This is a genomic window from Streptomyces sp. NRRL S-31 (assembly GCF_000718775.1).
GTDB lineage: Bacteria > Actinomycetota > Actinomycetes > Streptomycetales > Streptomycetaceae > Streptomyces.
Window position 1 is genome coordinate 65,491 of record NZ_JOCB01000002.1, and the last position, 16,713, is coordinate 82,203.

Below are 16,713 nucleotides of genomic sequence, written 5' to 3' on the forward strand. Positions count from 1 at the left end.
GGGCGGCTCACGTCAGGCCGAGGGCCGGCATCAGGTAGTAGAAGGCGAAGACGGCCGAGACGACGTACATCGGCACCGGGATCTCCCGGGCCCGCCCGGCGACCAGGCGCAGCACCGTGAAGGTGATGAAGCCCATGCCGATGCCGTTCGTGATCGAGTAGGTGAACGGCATCATCAGCATCGTCACGAAGGCCGGGATGGCGATCGTGTAGTCCGCCCAGTCGATCTCCTTGACGGAGTTCGACAGGATCAGGAAGCCCACCGCGATCAGCGCCGGGGTGGCCGCCTGGGACGGGACCATCGTGGCGATCGGGGTGAGGAACAGCGCCACGGCGAAGAGGCCGCCGGTGACGACGTTCGCGAGGCCGGTGCGGGCACCCTCGCCGACGCCCGCCGTGGACTCCACGAAGGCGGTGGTGGCCGAGGAGGAGCTGGCACCGCCGGCGGCGACCGCGAGGCCGTCGACCAGGAGGACCTTGTTGATGCCGGGCATGTAGCCCTCGGCGTCGGTCAGCTTGGCCTCGTCGCTGATGCCCATGATCGTGCCCATCGCGTCGAAGAAGCACGACAGCAGGACCGTGAAGACGAAGAGGATGCCGGTCAGCACGCCGACCTTGGAGAAGCCGCCGAACAGGCTGACCTGGCCGACCAGGCCGAAGTCGGGGGTGGCGACCGGGTTGCCCGGCCACTTCGGCACGGTCAGGCCCCAGGACGGGATGGTGGCGACCGCGTTGATGACCACCGCGAGCACGGTCATGCCGACGATGGAGATGAGGATCGCGCCCGGCACCTTGCGGACGATCAGCGCGAAGGTGAGCAGCGCGCCGAGGACGAAGACCAGCACCGGCCAGCCGAGGAGGTGGCCGCCCGTGCCCAGCTGGAGCGGGACGGTGGTCTGGGCGGCGTCCGGCATGCGGGTGACGAAGCCGGAGTCGACCAGGCCGATCAGCATGATGAACAGGCCGATACCGATGGAGATCGCCTTGCGCAGGCCGAACGGCACGGCGTTCATCACGCGCTCGCGCAGACCGGTGGCGACCAGCAGCATGACCACGAAACCGGCCAGCACGACCATGCCCATGGCGTCCGGCCAGGACATGCGCGGCGCGAGCTGGAGCGCGACGACGGAGTTCACGCCGAGGCCGGCGGCGAGCGCGATCGGCACGTTGCCGATGACACCCATCAGCAGGGTGGAGAACGCGGCCGTCAGCGCGGTCGCCGTCACCAGCTGGCCGTTGTCCAGATGATGCCCGTACATGTCCTTCGCGCTGCCCAGAATGATCGGGTTCAGCACGATGATGTACGCCATCGCGAAGAAGGTGGCGAGACCGCCACGGACCTCACGGACGACGGAGCTGCCGCGCTCGGAGATCTTGAAGTAACGGTCGAGGGCGCCGTAGGCGGGTTCGCCGCCCGGCCTTTCCGGGGTGGGGACCTTGGCCGGTGCCGAGGTGGACATGCGGGACCTCCACCAGCGGGGTTCCCCCGATCCCCGTTGGAGTTTCATACGAGCGGAAGTGGTCAGAGACAAACGGTTTCAGTATGAACATATGAGTCCTAGATCGCTATCTCCGCGCGTAGACACCGGCGCCGCATAAGCTGTGCGCATGGCTAAGTGGACTCCCCAGCACGAGGCGCCGGAACCCCTGGAGGGGCCCGTGGTCGCCACGATCACCGGCGGCACCCTCGTGTGGTTCGTCCTCTTCCTGGTGCAGCTGCCGTTCTACCGCTGGTTCGACGACCACGGGCATCTGTGGTGGCTGTGGACCTGTCTGGCGGGCGGCGGACTGGGCCTGATCGGCGTCTGGTACGTCCGCAAGCGGGACGCGGCGATCCGGCGGGCGGCGGGCGGGCCGGCGGCCTGAGCCCCGGCCCGCGCGGGCCGGCAAGCGTTCGGGCACGGACGCACGTACCGTCGATGGCATGAGCCATATAGACGCGGGCGCCGAACTCGACCCCGGGCGTCCCGCGGCCCCGCCCGTGATCCGGCCGGCGGGGCTGACCGGTGCGGAGGTGGCCGAACGGCGCTCGCGCGGCGAGGTCAACGACGTGCCGGTGCGCAGCAGCCGGTCGCTGGGGGAGATCGTCCGGGCGAACGTCTTCACCCGGTTCAACGCGATCATCGGCGTGCTCTGGCTGATCACGCTGTTCGTCGCGCCGATCCAGGACAGCCTCTTCGGCTTCGTGATCCTCGCCAACACCGGGATCGGCATCGTCCAGGAGTGGCGGGCCAAGCAGACCCTGGACTCGCTCGCGGTGATCGGGGAGGCCCGGCCGACGGTCCGGCGGGACGGGGTGGCGACCGAGGTGGCCACCGACGAGATCGTGCTGGACGACCTCATCGAGATCGGCCCCGGCGACAAGGCCGTGGTCGACGGGGTGTGCGCCGAGGCGGACGGGCTGGAGATCGACGAGTCGCTGCTGACCGGCGAGGCCGACCCCGTCGTCAAACGCCCCGGCGACCCGATCATGTCCGGCAGCTTCGTGGTCGCGGGCGGCGGCGCCTTCCAGGCCACCAAGGTGGGCCGCGAGGCCTACGCCGCCCGGCTCGCCGACGAGGCGTCCCGGTTCACGCTGGTCCACTCCGAGCTGCGCAGCGGTATCTCGACGATCCTCAAGTACGTCACCTGGATGATGGTCCCGGCGGCGCTGGGGCTCGTCGTCACCCAGCTCGTCGTGAAGAACGACGATCTGAAGGGCGCCGTGTCCCGCACGATCGGCGGGATCGTGCCGATGGTCCCCGAGGGGCTGGTGCTGCTCACCTCGGTGGCCTTCGCGATCGGGGTCATCCGGCTGGGCCGCAGGCAGTGCCTGGTGCAGGAACTGCCCGCCATCGAGGGGCTGGCCCGCGTCGACACCGTCTGCCTGGACAAGACCGGCACGCTGACCGAGGGCGGCATGGACGTCACCGAGCTGCGGGCGCTGGACGGGGTGGACGAGACGTACATCCGCAAGGTGCTCGGCGCGCTCGGCGAGTCCGACCCCCGCCCGAACGCCTCCCTGAAGGCCATCATCGACGCCTATCCGGACAGCGAGGACTGGCGCTGCGTGGAGTCGCTCCCCTTCTCCTCGGCCCGCAAGTACAGCGGGGCCGCGTTCAGCGAGGGCGACGGCGAGACCAGCACCTGGCTGCTGGGCGCCCCGGACGTGCTGCTCGCCGCCGAGGACCCGGCGCTGGCCGAGACCGGGCGGCTCAACGAGCAGGGGCTGCGGGTGCTGCTGCTGGCCCGCGCGCACCGCGATCTGGACGACCCCGAGCCGGCCCGGGGCGCCCGCCCCACCGCCCTGGTGGTGCTGGAGCAGCGGCTGCGCGCGGACGCGGCCGACACGCTGCGCTACTTCGCCGAGCAGGACGTCAAGGCCAAGGTCATCTCCGGGGACAACGCGGTGTCGGTCGGCGCGGTCGCGGCGAAGCTGGGTCTGGACGGCACGGCGGTGGACGCGCGGCGGCTGCCCGCCGACCGGCCGGGGATGGCCGGGGCGCTGGACTCGGCGACCGTCTTCGGGCGGGTCACCCCGCAGCAGAAGCGGGACATGGTCGGCGCGCTCCAGTCCCGCGGTCACACGGTCGCGATGACCGGGGACGGCGTGAACGACGTGCTGGCGCTGAAGGACGCGGACATCGGCGTCGCCATGGGCTCCGGCTCGGAGGCGACGCGGGCGGTGGCCCAGATCGTGCTGCTGGACAACAGCTTCGCGAGCCTGCCGTCGGTGGTCGGCGAGGGCCGCCGGGTGATCGGCAACATCACGCGGGTGGCGACGCTGTTCCTGGTGAAGACCGTCTACTCGGTGCTGCTGGCGCTGCTGGTGGTGTGCTGGGGGGTGGAGTACCCGTTCCTGCCTCGGCACCTGACCCTGCTGTCCACGCTCACCATCGGCGTCCCGGCCTTCTTCCTGGCCCTCGCGCCCAATCCGGAGCGGGCGCGGCCCGGCTTCGTGCGCCGGGTGATGCGGTACGCGGTCCCGGGCGGCGTGGTGGCCGCAGTGGCGACCTTCGTGACGTACCTGCTGGCCCGGCACCACTACTCCGGCGCCGGTGCCCTGGACGCGGAGACCAGCGCGGCCACCCTGACGCTGTTCCTGGTCTCCATGTGGGTGCTGGCGATCGTCGCCCGCCCCTACACCTGGTGGCGGGTGGCCTTGGTGGCCGCGATGGGCGTGGCCTTCGTGCTGGTCCTCGCCGTCCCCGCGCTCCAGTCGTTCTTCGCCCTGAAGCTGGTCGGCATGGCGCTGCCGTGGACGGCGGTCGGTGTGGCGGTGGTGGCGGCGGCCGTCCTGGAACTGCTGTGGAAGTGGGTCGGCCGCCGCTTCCCGGACTGAGGTGCGCCCGGGGAGTCCCGGACCGGGACCCTACGTTTCCCTCGCGCACGTCGGCCGCTCGTTTCCCTAGCGCACGTCGACGTAGTCGCCGGCGGCGCTCACGGCCGGGGTGGTCGAGGTGCCCGCGAAGCTGAGGCGCCAGTAGCCGTCGTAGTTGGCGGTGGTGGTGGTCTTGACATTGCCGTACGAGTCGGCGTTCACCGTCTTGACCGTGGTGTAGGTGGTCGTGCCCGCCTTGCGGAACTGGAGCTTGACCGGCTGGCTCGCGTAGCCGTGGTACTGGTGGTCCTCCCAGCTGGCGCGGGACAGCTTGCCCGTCACCGTGAGGGTCTTGCCCTTGTAGACCGGCTCGGGGCCCGCGTCGGTCGTGAGCTTGGAGTAGCGCTGCACCAGGGTGCTGCCAAGGCCGCTCTGGTCCTTGTAGCCGACCTTGCCCATGTCGGGGTTGCTCTGGTCCTGCCCGTTGAAGGCGACCGCCTCGGCGGCCACGTTCCAGGAACCGGCCCAGGCGTTCTTCAGGTCGCCGTCGGCCGGGTAGATGTCGACCGTGCCCTTGCAGGTGGCCGTCGTCGCCGAGGTGGCCGTGCAGGTGGCCGGGTTGTCGCCGTACAGCTCGGCGGTCGGGTCGTCGTACGAGCCCTTGTAGAGGGAGGCGTCGGTGTAGAAGTCGTTCGCGGTGACGTTCACGTCGGAGCCGTGCGTCAGCGTGTACGAGTAGGTGGCGCTGACCTCGTTGGTGGTGCCGACCTTGATCGCCTTGGCGATGGTGACCTGCGAGAAGCTGACGTTCAGCGTGTACGGCGTGCCCGAGTCACCGGTGGCGTGGGCGGCCGGGACTGCGAGGGCGGAGAGGGCCAGGGCGCCGGAGACGGCGGCCACGGTGGCACGTATGCGCATGTGTGTGTTCCCTTGGAGGGAGAAGTGATCGGGGAGTCGGTCGACTCACGCGGTGAGATCCATGGCGCACACGTCAGGTTGTACGGCAAGACCGTCTTCTCGCCAGTTTTGGAGCGGCCATTACCCGTGCATGGCACAAGTGAGAGAAAAGGTTCCGCCCCCGGGGGCGGCGGGCGCTCCCGGGGGCGGTTCAGTACTGCTCACTTCACGACTGCCTATGGCACGTCGGCTTGGTTCGCGCCGGCTTACTTCACGTCGACGAAGTCACCCGCGGCGCTGACCGCCGGGGTGGTCGTGGTGCCCGCGAAGGAGTAGCGGTAGTAGCCGTCGACCGTGGCCTTGGTCGTCGTCTTCAGGGCGCCCGTGGAGTCCGTCTTCAGGGTCTTCAGCGTGGTGTAGGTGCTGGAGCCCTTCTTGCGGAACTGGAGCTTCACGGCCTGGCCGGTGTAGCCGTGGTACTTGTGGTCCTCCCAGTTGGCGCGGGAGAGCTTGCCCGTCACGGTGAGGGTGTTGCCCTTCTTCACCGGCTCCGGGGCGGCGTTGACCGTGAGCTGGGAGTTGCGCTGGACCAGGGTGCTGCCCAGGCCGAACTGGACGGCGGACTTCTCGCTGTCGAAGTCCAGGGCCAGGCCCGCGCCGTGCCAGGTGCCCGCCTGCGCGTTGAACAGCTTCAGGTCGGTGTCGGTCTCGCGCGGGTTGATGTCGACCGGGCCCTTGCAGGTGGCCGTGGTCGCCGTCTTGTCGACGCAGGTGGCCGGGGCCTCGCCGCCGAGGACGTTGTCCGGGTAGTCGGCGGAGCCGCGGTAGATCAGCGGGCCGGTCAGCACGTTGCTGTCGCTGACGTCGATGTCGGCGGCGTGGGTCAGCGTGTAGGTGACGTAGGTGGTGACCTTGTTGGTCGTGCCGACCTTGACCGCCTTGGCGATCTTGAAGTCGGAGAAGGACACGTCCAGGTCGCCGATCGGCGCCGCGGTCGCGGCGAAGGCCGCCTTGCCCGAGGTGTGCTGCGCGAGGACGCGGGCGACGCCGTCCCGGTAGGACGGGCCGCCGTCCGCCGCGTGCGCGGCCGGCAGGGCGAGGGCGGAGAGGGCCAGGGCGCCGGAGACGGCGGCCACGGTGGCGCGAAGGTGCATGTTTGTCCCTGGGTGGTGAGGGGGCTGGGCCGCTTACTTGACGTCGACCAGGTCGCCGGCGGAGTTGACCGCGGCGCTGCTGGAGTTGCCGGCGAAGGAGAAGCGGTAGTAGCCGTCCGCCGAGGCCGTGGTGGTGGTCTTCAGGTTGCCCTTGGAGTCCGCCTTGACGGTCTTCAGCGTGGTGTAGGTGCTGGAGTTCTGCTTGCGGAACTGGAGCTTCACGGACTGCGAGCCGTAGGCGCCGTACTTCAGCGACTCCCAGTTGGCGCGGGTGAGGGCACCGGTGACGGTGATCGTCTTGCCCTTCTTCACCGGCTCCGGGGCGGCGTCGGCCGTGAGCTTGGTGGCGCGCTGGAAGGAGAAGGAGCCCGCCTTCTCCTTCCAGATGTAGTTGCCGTCCTTGGCGTCGACCCACGCGTCCACGTACCAGGTGCCGGCGCTCTTGTTGGTGAGGTAGTCCGTCTTCGGGTCGATCTTCACCGAGGCGGTGCAGGTGGAGGTGGTGGCGTTGACCTTGACGCAGGCGGGCTTGCCGGTCGTCGCGTACCCGTTGTCGGGGCCGTAGAGGTCGAACTCCTCGGCGCCCTTGATGCCCGAGTTGTCCGTGGCGGTGACGCTGACCTTGACGGTCACCGCGGCGGACGTGCCGATGGACACCTTGTTGTCACCGTCCACGACCACCTTGGTGATCTTGGTGTCGCCGTCGCTGCCACTGGCCTGGGCGGCCGGGACGGCGAGAGCGGACAGGGCGAGGGCGCCGCCCACGACGGCGACGGAGGCACGGATGCGCATGTGTTTCCCCACGTTCAGATCCTGGGAGTCGGTATGACTCCACTCATGTGACGCGGGGAAACGGTGAATGGTTGTACCTGTGGTGAGGATTTCGTGTGAAGTCGTCCGAGGGGCGGATGGCTTGAACCGGCCGGCCCGCCGAGACCGGTCGGACCACCGGTATCGGCGGGCCCACCGGCATCGGCCGGACAGGGGCATCAGTCGAACCAGCGGTCCCGGGCCAGTTCCTCCGTCCGCGACGGGTCCTCCAGCAGCGCGGCCACCTCGAACCGGCGCGGCCACTGGCCCGCCGCCCACGCCAGCCCCGCGGCGACCCCCTCCAGGGTGGCCGCGTGCGGCACCCCGTCGTCGGTCAGCCGCCAGTCGATCTCCACGCCGTCCACGACCAGTTCGCCGTGCTCGACGTAGGTCCGCGGGGTCCGCGGCCCGAGCAGCACCCGCACCGCGTCCGGTACGTCGTGCTCCGTACCCTCCGAGTGCACCTCGCCGGTGACGGACTCGCTCAGCCGGCGCACCTGGAACAGCTCGGCCAGCGCGGCGGCCAGCGCGGGCCGCACCGGCAGCAGCGGCATCCCGGCGGTGAACGGCAGCAGGTCCGGCGAGTCGACCACGACGGCCTCGCCCGCGTCCACGACCTCCACCCGCCCGTCCACGACGGCCCGCAGTTCGTCCGGCAGCGTCACCCGCTCCGGCTCCAGCTCCGCCAGCGCGCCGTACAGCCCGTGCAGCTGGGCCGCGCTCACCGTGCGGTCGGGGTCGGCGAGCCGGTCCAGCAGCTCGGCGGCGCCGCCGGGCTCGTCCAGCAGCGCGCCGACGGAGGTGCGCACGCCGAGCGCCCGCAGCACCTGTTCGTCCTCGAACCCGGTGGCGTCGGCCTCGTCGTACAGCCCGCGCAGGAGCGGGTCGCCGCCGGCCGCGAGCAGACCGGCCGGGCGCCGCCCGTCGAGCACCGGGTGCCCGCGCAGCCACCACGCCGTGTACGGCCGGACGACCTCGTGGGTGCCGTCGGGCAGCAGGACGCGCACGGACTGCGTCAGCGCGTCCCGCAGCGGCGGCCGGGCCAGCAGGGCGAGCGCCTCGGGCCAGTGGTCGTCGTCCACCAGGTCCAGGTCCCGTACGGCGACCAGCTCCGTGGCGACCGGCGGCACCGGGCTGTCCGGGAACCGGTCGAGGATGTCCTCGCACCACACGTCCACGGCGTCCAGCAGGCCCGCGTCGTCGGGCTCGGCGTAGTCGCCCTCGCGCGGCTCCAGCTCGTCCGGGTCCAGCACCACGTCGGTGGCGCGGACCAGCGCGAAGTCGGCGAGCACCCCGCACGCGGCGAGCGGGCCCTGCCCCCACTTCCCGGCCAGCTCGGCGTCCACGGCGGCCAGTTCGCCGTCCCGGATCACCCGGGCGAAGGGGCTGCCGGGGAACACCAGCTCTCCGGCGGGGGCCGGTTCGCCGTCCTCGTCGGGCAGCGCGAGCGCGCCGAGCCAGGGCTCCTCCCCCGGCTCCAGGCCCGCGTCCCGCACCAGGGCGAGCACGGTGTCGGCCAGTTCCTCGGCGTCCGGGGCGTCCTCCTCCCAGCCGAGGGCGCCGTCGTCCTCCAGGGAGTTCGCCACGGCGGCCCGCACCTGCGGGGTGGTCAGCACCGCGCGCGGGGTGGCGGGGAGCGCGCCCAGCTTCTCCAGCAGCGGGTGGGCGGCGTCGCCGTGGGCGACCTTCAGCCCGAGCCGGCCCAGTACGTCCGCGTCGATCCGGGCGGCGTCCGGCGTGGGCAGCAGCACCTGCCGGGGCCCGATGGTGGTCCTGCCGTCGGCCAGCGGCACCGGCAGTCCGGACAGCCGCTCCGGGTCGACCCCGGCGAGGCTGTCGTACAGCCGCCACCACCACTCCGGCTCCTTCTCCAGCCCGGCGAGCCGGTCCACGGCGTCGGCGAGCGGCAGCCGGGCGACGCCGAGGGTGCGCAGCTCGGCGCGGCGCTCCAGCCCGGCCGGGAGCAGGGTGGGCAGCACCTCGGCGAGCACCTTCACGGTGTCCGCCCCGGCGCCCTCCACGATCTCCGCGTCCCGGGGCCGCAACGCCGGCGGCAGCTCGTCGTCGTCCTCCGCCACCGCGGCCGGCGGCAGGAAGGCGGTGCGCGGCAGCCGCTCCAGCACGGCCTGCCGCAGCGCCCCGTCCAGTGCGCCCCGGCCGAGCGGTCCGGGCACGAGGTCGATGATGCCCGGGCCCACCGGCCGCCAGCCGGCGAGCAGTTCGGCGTAGACGTCGGCCGCGGCCCGCACCAGGAAGTCGGTGAGGGGGCCGGGCGAGACGTGCCGGCGGGTGGTGTCCAGCGGGAGGGAGGCGATGAGCAGCGCGGGCACGCCGAGGGGTTCGTCGCTCGGCGTCGGCGCGTGCACGACCGCGCTCGTGCGGGGCCGGGCCGGGGCGCCGTAGGCGTCGACGGGCACGGCCCAGGTCACCGACCAGTGGGGGCGCAGCCGCTCCTCCAGGGGCCGGTCGGCGAGCAGGTCGGGGGTGAGCGTCCCGTGCGCGGACGCGGTACGCCAGTTCGTGATGCCGTCCCGGGAGTCCTCCACCACCGTGAAGGACCCGTCGGTACGGCGGCCGAGGGTGCGGGGAGCCTCGTCCCCGATCTCCACGACGACCTCCGCCAGCCCCGGCAGGGCGAGCAGCAGGGCGTCGTCGACACCGGCGAGCAGCCGCTCGGCGAGGTCGGCCGCGGCGGCGTCCCGCAGGGGCAGGATGACGGCGGTGTCGTACGGCTCCGGGGCGGTGCCCTCGGCGGCGAAGGGCAGCCGCAGCAGCGGCACGTGCCCGTCCCGGCGGCGCACCTCGTCGCCCAGTCCCGGGCTGTGCCGGGCGACCTCGCCGGCCAGTTCCCGGGCTTCGGCGAGCGACCAGCGCACCCCGCCGTGCCGGCCCACGACCGCCGGCTCGTCGGTCACGGCGAGTACGGCGGCGAAGCCGACGCCGAACCGGCCTACGGCGCCGTGCCCGGTCCCGGTGTCCCGCTTCGCGGAGGCGCGCAGCGTGGACAGCGACTCGACGCCGGCCGCGTCCAGCGGGGCGCCGGTGTTGGCGGCGACGAGGACGCCGTCGCGCAGGGTGAGCCGCAGCCGCCCGGGGACACCGGCGCGCGCGGCGGCGTCGGCGGCGTTCTGCGCCAGTTCGACGACGAGCCGGTCCCGGTACCCGCCGAGGACGAGGTCCTCCTCCGCGTTGGCGTCCTCCCGGAACCGGGCGGCGCTGGTCGCCCAGGCGTCGAGGACACCGCGCCGCAACCGGGCCGTCCCGAACGGATCGGCCCCCTCGGCCGCCGGCCGCACGAACTTGCTCACGTCCACTCTCCTCGCTCCGCGTGAGGTCGAAGGTACAGCGCGGACGGGTGCGGCGGAGCCGGGGCCGGTGGCCGTACGACCGGGAGGCAACCGGAGCGGCCCGCGGGGTAGGCGGTAGGAGCCCCATCCGTTCGCATGAAAGTGGTGCCCGCCCATGGCCCGGACACAGGACGTCGTCGAGCTGATCCTCCAGGACCACCGGCGCATGGAGGAACTGTTCCGCCGGATGCGCAGCGTCGAGGCCGACCGGGCCGCCGCGCTGGCGGAGTTCGCGGACCTGCTGGTCGCCCACGCGCTGGCCGAGGAGGCCGAGGTCTACCCGGCCCTGAAGCGGTACAAGAACATCGACGACGAGGAGGTGGAGCACGGCGAGCACGAGCACGACGAGGGCAACCAGGCCCTGCTGGACCTGCTCCGGGTCGAGGAGGTCGGCTCCGAGGAGTGGGACGAGAAGCTGGAGGAGCTGGTGAAGGCCGTCACCCACCACGCCGACGAGGAGGAGCGCACCATCCTCAACGGCGCGCGGGAGAACGTGGCCGCCGAGCGGCGCGCGGAGCTGGGCGCGGCGTTCCTCCGGGAGCGGGAGCGGCAGCTGAAGGCCGGCTGCGGCTCGGTCGCCAACCTGCGCCGCCTCGTCGGTTCCTGAGCGGGCGCCGGCGCGGGACTGGCGTCCCGCGCCGGTGTCAGGCCCCCTGCGCCGGGTGTGGCTCCGGGTGGTTCCCGGGTCCGCTGCCCGGCCCCGCCAACGGCGTCGGCGACAGCGCCGTGGGCTCCTCGCCGGGCTCCAGCAGGGTGTTCGCGGCGCCGACGATCAGCGGGTCGGGCCTGCCCACCGCCTCGCGGTCCTTCGCCGGGTAGTCGAAGCGGTCCAGCAGGCTGCGCATCGCCTCCAGCCGGCCCCGCCGCTTGTCGTTGTTCTTCACCACCGTCCAGGGCGCGTGCGTGGTGTCGGTCGCCCGGAACATGTGGACCTTGGCCGCGGTGTAGTCGTCCCAGCGGTCGAGCGAGGCGAGGTCGGTGGGCGACAGCTTCCAGCGGCGCACCGGGTCGACCTGCCGGATCGCGAACCGGGTGCGCTGCTCGGCCCGGGACACCGAGAACCAGAACTTCACCAGCAGGATGCCGTCGTCGGTGAGCAGCCGCTCGAACAGCGGGGCCTGCCGCAGGAACTGCCGGTACTCGGCGTCCGTGCAGAAGCCCATGACCCGTTCGACGCCGGCCCGGTTGTACCAGGACCGGTCGAAGAAGACGATCTCACCGCAGGCCGGGAGGTGCGTCACGTACCGCTGGAAGTACCACTGTCCCGCCTCCCGCTCGGTCGGCTTGTCCAGCGCCACCACCCGGGCCCCGCGCGGGTTCAGCCGCTCGGTGAACCGCTTGATGGTGCCGCCCTTCCCGGCCGCGTCCCGCCCCTCGCAGACCACGACGAGCCGCCGGCCCGTGTCCTTCACCCAGCGCTGGAGCTTGAGCAGTTCGATCTGGAGGACGCGCTTGGTCCGCTCGTACTCGCGCCGGCCGATCCGGTGGTCGTAGGGGTGGTTCTCCCGCCAGGTCTCGATCGGCCGGCCGCCCGCGTCCAGGAGCACCGGCCGCTCCGGCTGGCGGTCGTCGACCTCCAGCCCCCGCAGCAGATCGTCCACGAAACCACCCCTCCCGCCGCACCGGTCACCGGGGCCCCGCCCCGCACTCTCCTCCCACGTGCCCGCGCGGACGGGTCCCAGACGTTCAGCGGCGGGCGGCGTACGCCACGAACTCCGTCCACGGGGCGGGGCGCACGGTGAGACGGGGGCCGTCGTCCTGCTTGGAGTCCCTGATGTGGATGGTGGCGGGGGTGTTGGCTACCTCCACGCAGGAGTCGCCTTCGTTGCCATCGCTGTGGCTGCTCTTGAACCAGCCCAGGCCGACCTCGACGCAGGAGTCCCCTTCACTCCCGCTGCTGTAACTGCTCTTGAACCAGCGGATCATGACTCTCCCAGCGGTCAGCGGCGGGCGGCGTACGCCACGAACTCCGTCCACGGGGCGGGGCCGACGGCGAGACGGGGGCCGTCGTCCTGCTTGGAGTCCCTGATGTGGATGGTGGCGGGGGTGTTGGCGACCTCCACGCAGGAGTCGATCTCGCTACTGCTGCTGTAGCTGCTCTTGAACCAGTCCAGGCCGACTTCGACACAGGAGTCGCCGTCAGGGCCGTCGCTGTAGCTGCTCTTGAACCAGCGGATCATGTTTCTCCCAGCAAGTGCTCGATGAGGGACAGCGACTCCTCGGGGCGAAGAGCCTGCGCCCGGATGGTGCCATACCGCAGCTCAAGGACTCGCAGGTCGCGCAAATTCGAGATGGTGCGGCCGTTGAAGGCGCCGTCGGACCGGCCGACAGCCGTGCCGTCCTCGAACTTGAGCACTTCGATCCTCCCGCTCATGCCAGGGTGCGGCGCGCTGTTCAAAGGCATCACCTGGAGCGTGACGTTGTTCAACCGCCCGATTTCCAGCAGGCGTTCGAACTGTTGTCGCCGCACCATTGTGCCTCCCACCTTGCGGCGCAACGTCGCCTCTTCCAAGACGAAGCTCAGAGCTGGAGCGGGTGTCCGCTCAAAGATGGATTGCCGAGCCACGCGGGCGGCGACCCGCCGCTCCAGGTCCTTCGGCGCATACGCGGGCTGCCAGCACTCCAGAAGAGCCTGCGCGTGCTCCGGTGTCTGCAACAGGCCGTGGATGCTGCTGCATACGTATGCCCCGATCTCAACCGCCTTGGCCTCCGCCTCCGCCAAGTCCCGAACCTTCTTCGGATACCGGACCTTCTCCACGTCCTCCTTCATCGCGGAGAGCAGCCCGCCCGCCTCCAGGAGGGTGTCCGCCTTGTCGAGGTACTCCGGCCTCGGGATGCGCTGGCCGGACTCGATCTTGTACACCATGTCCTCGCTGTAGCCCATGGCCCGCGCGAAGTCGGTCGCGCGCATACCCTTGGCCTCGCGCCGCAGCTTCAGCTGGCGCCCCACCGTGGCGATGACCGCCGCGCCCCACTCGTCATCCGGCTCGACCTCCCAGCCCGGTTCGTCCTCACTCATCCGGAGCACCCCCTTCGATCTACATGGCCGTACACCACCGGTCGCGCACCGGACAGTGACCCTACGCAACCGCTTCGTCACTGTTCACAGGTAGCAGGCACGGCCACTCTGAGTGATGTGAACCAGGAAATCTCCACCCACATCTCCACCCCCGCCCCGAACTACACGGTGCAGTTGTCCCCCACGCCCCGGGGAGCCCGGCTCGCCCGGCTGCTGGCGACGGAGCAACTGCGCTCGTGGGGGCTCCCCGTGAACCCGGCGGCGCTGATCGTCGCGGAGCTGGCGGCCAACGCGGTCACGCACGGCCGGGTCGCGGGGCGGGACTTCCGGCTGACGCTGTACGTCGTCGGGGACACCCTGCGGATCGAGGTCACCGACACGCGCGGTGACCGGCTCCCCCGCCGCACCGAGGCTCTGGAGGACGCCGACTCGGGGCGGGGGCTGCTGCTCGTGGAGACGCTGGCGCGGCGCTGGGGCACGGCGCCGGGGCCGCTGCCCCGCAAGACGGTGTGGGCCGAGGTGTACGTGCCCCGGAGGGAGCCGGTGCCCCCGCCGGGACCCGACGGCGGTCAGGAGTGGCCGAGTTCCGCCGTCTCGTCGTCGCCGGTCTCCGGGACCGAGCCGGAGTCACGGGCCGGGCGGAGCGGGAACGGGTCGACCCGGGTCTCGTCGACGACCGGCGCGGCGGGCTGCGGGGGCTTCGGCATGACCGCCGCCTCCGAGTGGCCGCCGCAGCCGTAGGCGAGGGAGACCACGCGGCCGTCCGCCGGCGCGAACTCGTTGGCGCACACGCCGAACGCCTGGCCCAGGGAGCCGCCGATGGGCGCGAGGAAGCCGCAGCTCTGGCAAGTCGCCGGGGCCGCCTGGGCCATGGCGGTCTTGGGACCGAAGGCCTCCTCCCAGCGGTCGGCGGCGCTGCGCAGGCCGTAGCGGGACAGGACACGGGCGCGGCGCAGGCCGAGTTCCTCGGCGAGGGAGGCGATGGAGCCGCGGGACGGCGTCGTCGGCTGGACGGCGGGGGTGCCCGGGGTGACGTCGGCGTCCTCCGCCTCCGCCAGCTCCCGCATCTCCTCGGAGACCAGCGAGTTCGGCGGGGGCTCCTCCTCGCCGGTGTAGCCGGGCTCCAGGCGCAGGTCGTCCTGGTCGGTGGGGAGCAGATCGCCGGGGCCGAGGTCGCCGGGGCGCAGCCGCTCGCTCCACGGGACCCACTCGGGGGCGAGGAGGGCGTCGGGGCCGGGCAGCAGGACGACCTCGTCGAGGGTGACGACCTTGGCGCGGGAGGCACGGGCCACCGTCACGGCCCAGCGCCAGCCCCGGTACCCCGGTTCCTTGCAGGCGAAGAAGTGCGTGACGACGCGGTCGCCCTCCGACACCAGGCCGGCGTGCTCGCCGACCACGCCGGGCGCGGCGGCCTCCTCGGCGGCGGCGCGGGCGAGGTCGACGGCCTCGGCGCACAGGCGGTCGGGGGTGCGGCTTCGCGTTGTCGCGCTCACAGGTATCGCTTCTCTCCTACGCCGTCTCGTCGAGTGCGGCTGCCTCCGGCGGTTTCGCCGACGGAGCGGACCTGGGGACCGCATCGACGTCTGCATCCGCGCGCCTGGGCGCACCTCTGCCATCCATTCTGCGTTATGGCTGAGACAGGCACGCTACACCGGGCAGGATTCGTGGAGATTCCCACCCGCCACCTGGACCGGCCGGACGGCGGGCGAGGGCCCGCCCGCCGGGGCCGCGGGCCGCCGTCGCGCGCCGCAGCGCACTATCCCACCGGTTCTCGGGGCAGTATGAACGTCGTGGCAGCCGCGGACAGGGAGAAGGAGAGTGACCGGGGCGGCGGTTCGGGCCGGGTGGGTGGTGCCGTCCGCGCGGTCGGCCGTGCCCTGCACCTGCCGGTCACCGGCGCGGCGCGGGGCATCCGGAAGGTCACGCACGCGCACGGCGCGGGCGAGTCGGGCCTCGGCAAGCTGATCGAACTGCACGCGGTGAACGGCGCGGGGGACGTGATGGTCACCGTGGCGCTGGCGTCCACGGTGTTCTTCTCGGTGCCGACCGACGAGGCGCGCGGCCGGGTGGCGCTGTACCTGGCGATCACCATGGCGCCCTTCACGGTGCTCGCGCCCGTCGTGGGGCCCCTGCTGGACCGGCTGCCGCACGGGCGGCGGGCCGCGATGGCCGGGGCGATGCTGGCGCGGGCGCTGCTGGCGCTGGTCATCTCGGGGGCGGTGGCGAGCGGCAGCCTGGAGCTGTACCCGGCCGCGCTGGGCGTGCTGGTGGCGTCCAAGGCGTACGGCGTGGTGCGCAGTGCCGTCGTGCCCCGGCTGCTGCCGCCGCGGTTCTCGCTCGTGAAGGCCAACTCCCGGGTCACCCTGGCGGGACTGCTGGCCACCGGTGCCGCCGCTCCGGTGGCGGCCGGGCTGCACACGGTCGGCGACCCCTGGCCGCTGTACGGCGCCTTCGTGATCTTCGCTGCCGGGACGTTTCTGTCGTTCACCCTGCCGCCCGTGGTGGACTCGGCCAAGGGCGAGGACGTGGCGCTGCTCGCGGCCGACGAACAGCATCTGCGCGGGGCGGACCGCGCACAGGCCAGACGGCCGGGGCTGCGCACGGTCGGGCCCGCCGTCACGCACGCGCTGGGCGCCAACGCCGCCCTGCGGTGCCTGTCCGGCTTCCTGATCTTCTTCCTCGCCTTCCTGCTGCGGGAGCATCCGCTGACCGGGCAGAGCGCGGCGGTCTCGCTGGGCATAGTGGGGGCCGCGGCGGGGACGGGCAACGCGCTCGGGACGGCCGTCGGGGCGTGGCTCAGGTCGCGCGCCCCGGAGATCATCATCGTGACCGTGGTCGCGGTGGTGCTCGGTGCCGCCCTGGTCGCCGGGGTGTTCTTCGGGGCGTTCCTGGTGGCCTGTCTGGCGGCGGTCGCCGGGTTCGGGCAGGCGCTGGCCAAGCTGGCGCTGGACGCGCTGATCCAGCGGGACGTGCCGGAGCTGGTGCGCACCTCGGCGTTCGCCCGGTCGGAGACGTTGTTGCAGATGGCGTGGGTCTTCGGCGGCGCGGTCGGCATAGTGATGCCGCTCAACGGCACGGTCGGGCTGCTGGTCGGCGCCGCGTTCGTGGCGGTCGGCTGGCTGGCCACCGCGCGGGGCCTGCTCGCCTCGGCCCGGCCCCGCCGGGCACGCGTGGCGTAACGAACCGG

General features: G+C 72.2%; 14 protein-coding genes and 1 pseudogene. 5 read left to right on the plus strand and 10 right to left on the minus strand.

Translation table 11 applies throughout. From position 1 onward, the window contains the following. Nucleotides 1-7 precede the first annotated feature (7 nt). Nucleotides 8-1,459 (minus strand): NCS2 family permease, encoded by a 1,452-nt coding sequence (locus IF37_RS0101290; protein WP_030734688.1) that lies wholly within the window; start codon nt 1,457-1,459, stop codon nt 8-10. 148 nt (nt 1,460-1,607) lie between these two features. Between IF37_RS0101290 and IF37_RS38900 the strand changes: the two genes are divergently transcribed. Both IF37_RS38900 and IF37_RS0101300 read left to right on the plus strand, forming a co-directional pair. Beyond that, nucleotides 1,608-1,865 carry a DUF2530 domain-containing protein gene (locus tag IF37_RS38900; protein ID WP_030734691.1) on the plus strand — a complete coding sequence of 86 codons (258 nt, stop codon included), beginning with the start codon at nt 1,608-1,610 and terminating at the stop codon, nt 1,863-1,865. 58 nt (nt 1,866-1,923) lie between these two features. Further along, nucleotides 1,924-4,320: an HAD-IC family P-type ATPase gene (locus IF37_RS0101300; RefSeq protein WP_030734694.1), complete on the plus strand. Its 2,397-nt coding sequence runs from the start codon at nt 1,924-1,926 to the stop codon at nt 4,318-4,320. A 66-nt stretch (nt 4,321-4,386) separates the two neighbouring features. Here the strand turns inward: IF37_RS0101300 and IF37_RS0101305 are convergent, their stop codons facing one another. The 4 genes from IF37_RS0101305 to IF37_RS0101320 form a co-directional block, all read right to left on the minus strand. Beyond that, on the minus strand, nt 4,387-5,217 hold the full coding sequence (locus IF37_RS0101305; protein WP_030734697.1) for a hypothetical protein: 831 nt from the start codon (nt 5,215-5,217) through the stop codon (nt 4,387-4,389). A gap of 245 nt (nt 5,218-5,462) precedes the next feature. Further along, nucleotides 5,463-6,350 carry a hypothetical protein gene (locus IF37_RS0101310; protein WP_030734700.1) on the minus strand — a complete coding sequence of 296 codons (888 nt, stop codon included), beginning with the start codon at nt 6,348-6,350 and terminating at the stop codon, nt 5,463-5,465. 33 nt (nt 6,351-6,383) lie between these two features. Continuing rightward, on the minus strand, nt 6,384-7,142 hold the full coding sequence (locus IF37_RS0101315; protein ID WP_030734702.1) for a hypothetical protein: 759 nt from the start codon (nt 7,140-7,142) through the stop codon (nt 6,384-6,386). A gap of 197 nt (nt 7,143-7,339) precedes the next feature. After that, nucleotides 7,340-10,468 (minus strand): hypothetical protein, encoded by a 3,129-nt coding sequence (locus IF37_RS0101320; RefSeq protein WP_030734705.1) that lies wholly within the window; start codon nt 10,466-10,468, stop codon nt 7,340-7,342. Nucleotides 10,469-10,622: 154 nt separating this feature from the next. On the opposite strand from IF37_RS0101320, the gene IF37_RS0101325 reads away from it, so the two are divergent. Next, nucleotides 10,623-11,114, plus strand: coding sequence for a hemerythrin domain-containing protein (locus tag IF37_RS0101325; protein WP_030734709.1), 492 nt, complete (start codon nt 10,623-10,625; stop codon nt 11,112-11,114). A 37-nt stretch (nt 11,115-11,151) separates the two neighbouring features. Here IF37_RS0101325 and ppk2 read toward each other — a convergent pair whose 3' ends face one another. The 4 genes from ppk2 to IF37_RS0101345 form a co-directional block, all read right to left on the minus strand. Then, entirely contained in the window at nt 11,152-12,108 is a 957-nt protein-coding gene (gene ppk2, locus IF37_RS0101330) for a polyphosphate kinase 2 (RefSeq protein WP_030734713.1), read from the minus strand. An 85-nt stretch (nt 12,109-12,193) separates the two neighbouring features. Beyond that, complete coding sequence (locus IF37_RS0101335; RefSeq protein ID WP_030734715.1) at nt 12,194-12,433, minus strand: DUF397 domain-containing protein; 240 nt, start codon at nt 12,431-12,433, stop codon at nt 12,194-12,196. Nucleotides 12,434-12,447: 14 nt separating this feature from the next. After that, nucleotides 12,448-12,687, minus strand: a complete 240-nt coding sequence (locus IF37_RS0101340) for a DUF397 domain-containing protein (RefSeq protein WP_030734718.1) — start codon at nt 12,685-12,687, stop codon at nt 12,448-12,450. After that, a complete protein-coding gene (locus IF37_RS0101345) occupies nt 12,684-13,526 on the minus strand; it encodes a helix-turn-helix transcriptional regulator (RefSeq protein WP_030734721.1) in 843 nt (280 codons plus the stop codon). The genes IF37_RS0101340 and IF37_RS0101345 overlap by 4 nt, the downstream gene beginning before the upstream one ends. Nucleotides 13,527-13,643: 117 nt before the next feature. Here IF37_RS0101345 and IF37_RS41370 point away from each other — a divergent pair. Next, a pseudogene (locus tag IF37_RS41370) lies at nt 13,644-14,048 on the plus strand (ATP-binding protein); the annotation flags it as partial. A 47-nt stretch (nt 14,049-14,095) separates the two neighbouring features. On the opposite strand, the gene IF37_RS0101355 reads toward IF37_RS41370, so the two are convergent. Then, complete coding sequence (locus tag IF37_RS0101355; RefSeq protein ID WP_030734727.1) at nt 14,096-15,019, minus strand: DUF3027 domain-containing protein; 924 nt, start codon at nt 15,017-15,019, stop codon at nt 14,096-14,098. A 288-nt stretch (nt 15,020-15,307) separates the two neighbouring features. Between IF37_RS0101355 and IF37_RS0101360 the strand changes: the two genes are divergently transcribed. Further along, nucleotides 15,308-16,705 carry an MFS transporter gene (locus IF37_RS0101360; RefSeq protein ID WP_253915596.1) on the plus strand — a complete coding sequence of 466 codons (1,398 nt, stop codon included), beginning with the start codon at nt 15,308-15,310 and terminating at the stop codon, nt 16,703-16,705. Nucleotides 16,706-16,713: the final 8 nt, after the last annotated feature.

Bases quoted from the DNA above. Each gene is read 5' to 3' on its own strand.
- IF37_RS38900 (WP_030734691.1), top strand. From the start codon at position 1,608: ATGGCTAAGTGGACTCCCCAGCACGAGGCGCCGGAACCCCTGGAGGGG.
- IF37_RS0101305 (WP_030734697.1), bottom strand. From the start codon at position 5,217: ATGCGCATACGTGCCACCGTGGCCGCCGTCTCCGGCGCCCTGGCCCTC.
- IF37_RS0101345 (WP_030734721.1), bottom strand. From the start codon at position 13,526: ATGAGTGAGGACGAACCGGGCTGGGAGGTCGAGCCGGATGACGAGTGG.
- IF37_RS0101315 (WP_030734702.1), bottom strand. From the start codon at position 7,142: ATGCGCATCCGTGCCTCCGTCGCCGTCGTGGGCGGCGCCCTCGCCCTG.
- IF37_RS0101325 (WP_030734709.1), top strand. From the start codon at position 10,623: ATGGCCCGGACACAGGACGTCGTCGAGCTGATCCTCCAGGACCACCGG.
- IF37_RS0101300 (WP_030734694.1), top strand. From the start codon at position 1,924: ATGAGCCATATAGACGCGGGCGCCGAACTCGACCCCGGGCGTCCCGCG.
- IF37_RS0101290 (WP_030734688.1), bottom strand. From the start codon at position 1,459: ATGTCCACCTCGGCACCGGCCAAGGTCCCCACCCCGGAAAGGCCGGGC.
- IF37_RS0101360 (WP_253915596.1), top strand. From the start codon at position 15,308: ATGAACGTCGTGGCAGCCGCGGACAGGGAGAAGGAGAGTGACCGGGGC.
- IF37_RS0101340 (WP_030734718.1), bottom strand. From the start codon at position 12,687: ATGATCCGCTGGTTCAAGAGCAGCTACAGCGACGGCCCTGACGGCGAC.
- IF37_RS0101310 (WP_030734700.1), bottom strand. From the start codon at position 6,350: ATGCACCTTCGCGCCACCGTGGCCGCCGTCTCCGGCGCCCTGGCCCTC.
- IF37_RS0101335 (WP_030734715.1), bottom strand. From the start codon at position 12,433: ATGATCCGCTGGTTCAAGAGCAGTTACAGCAGCGGGAGTGAAGGGGAC.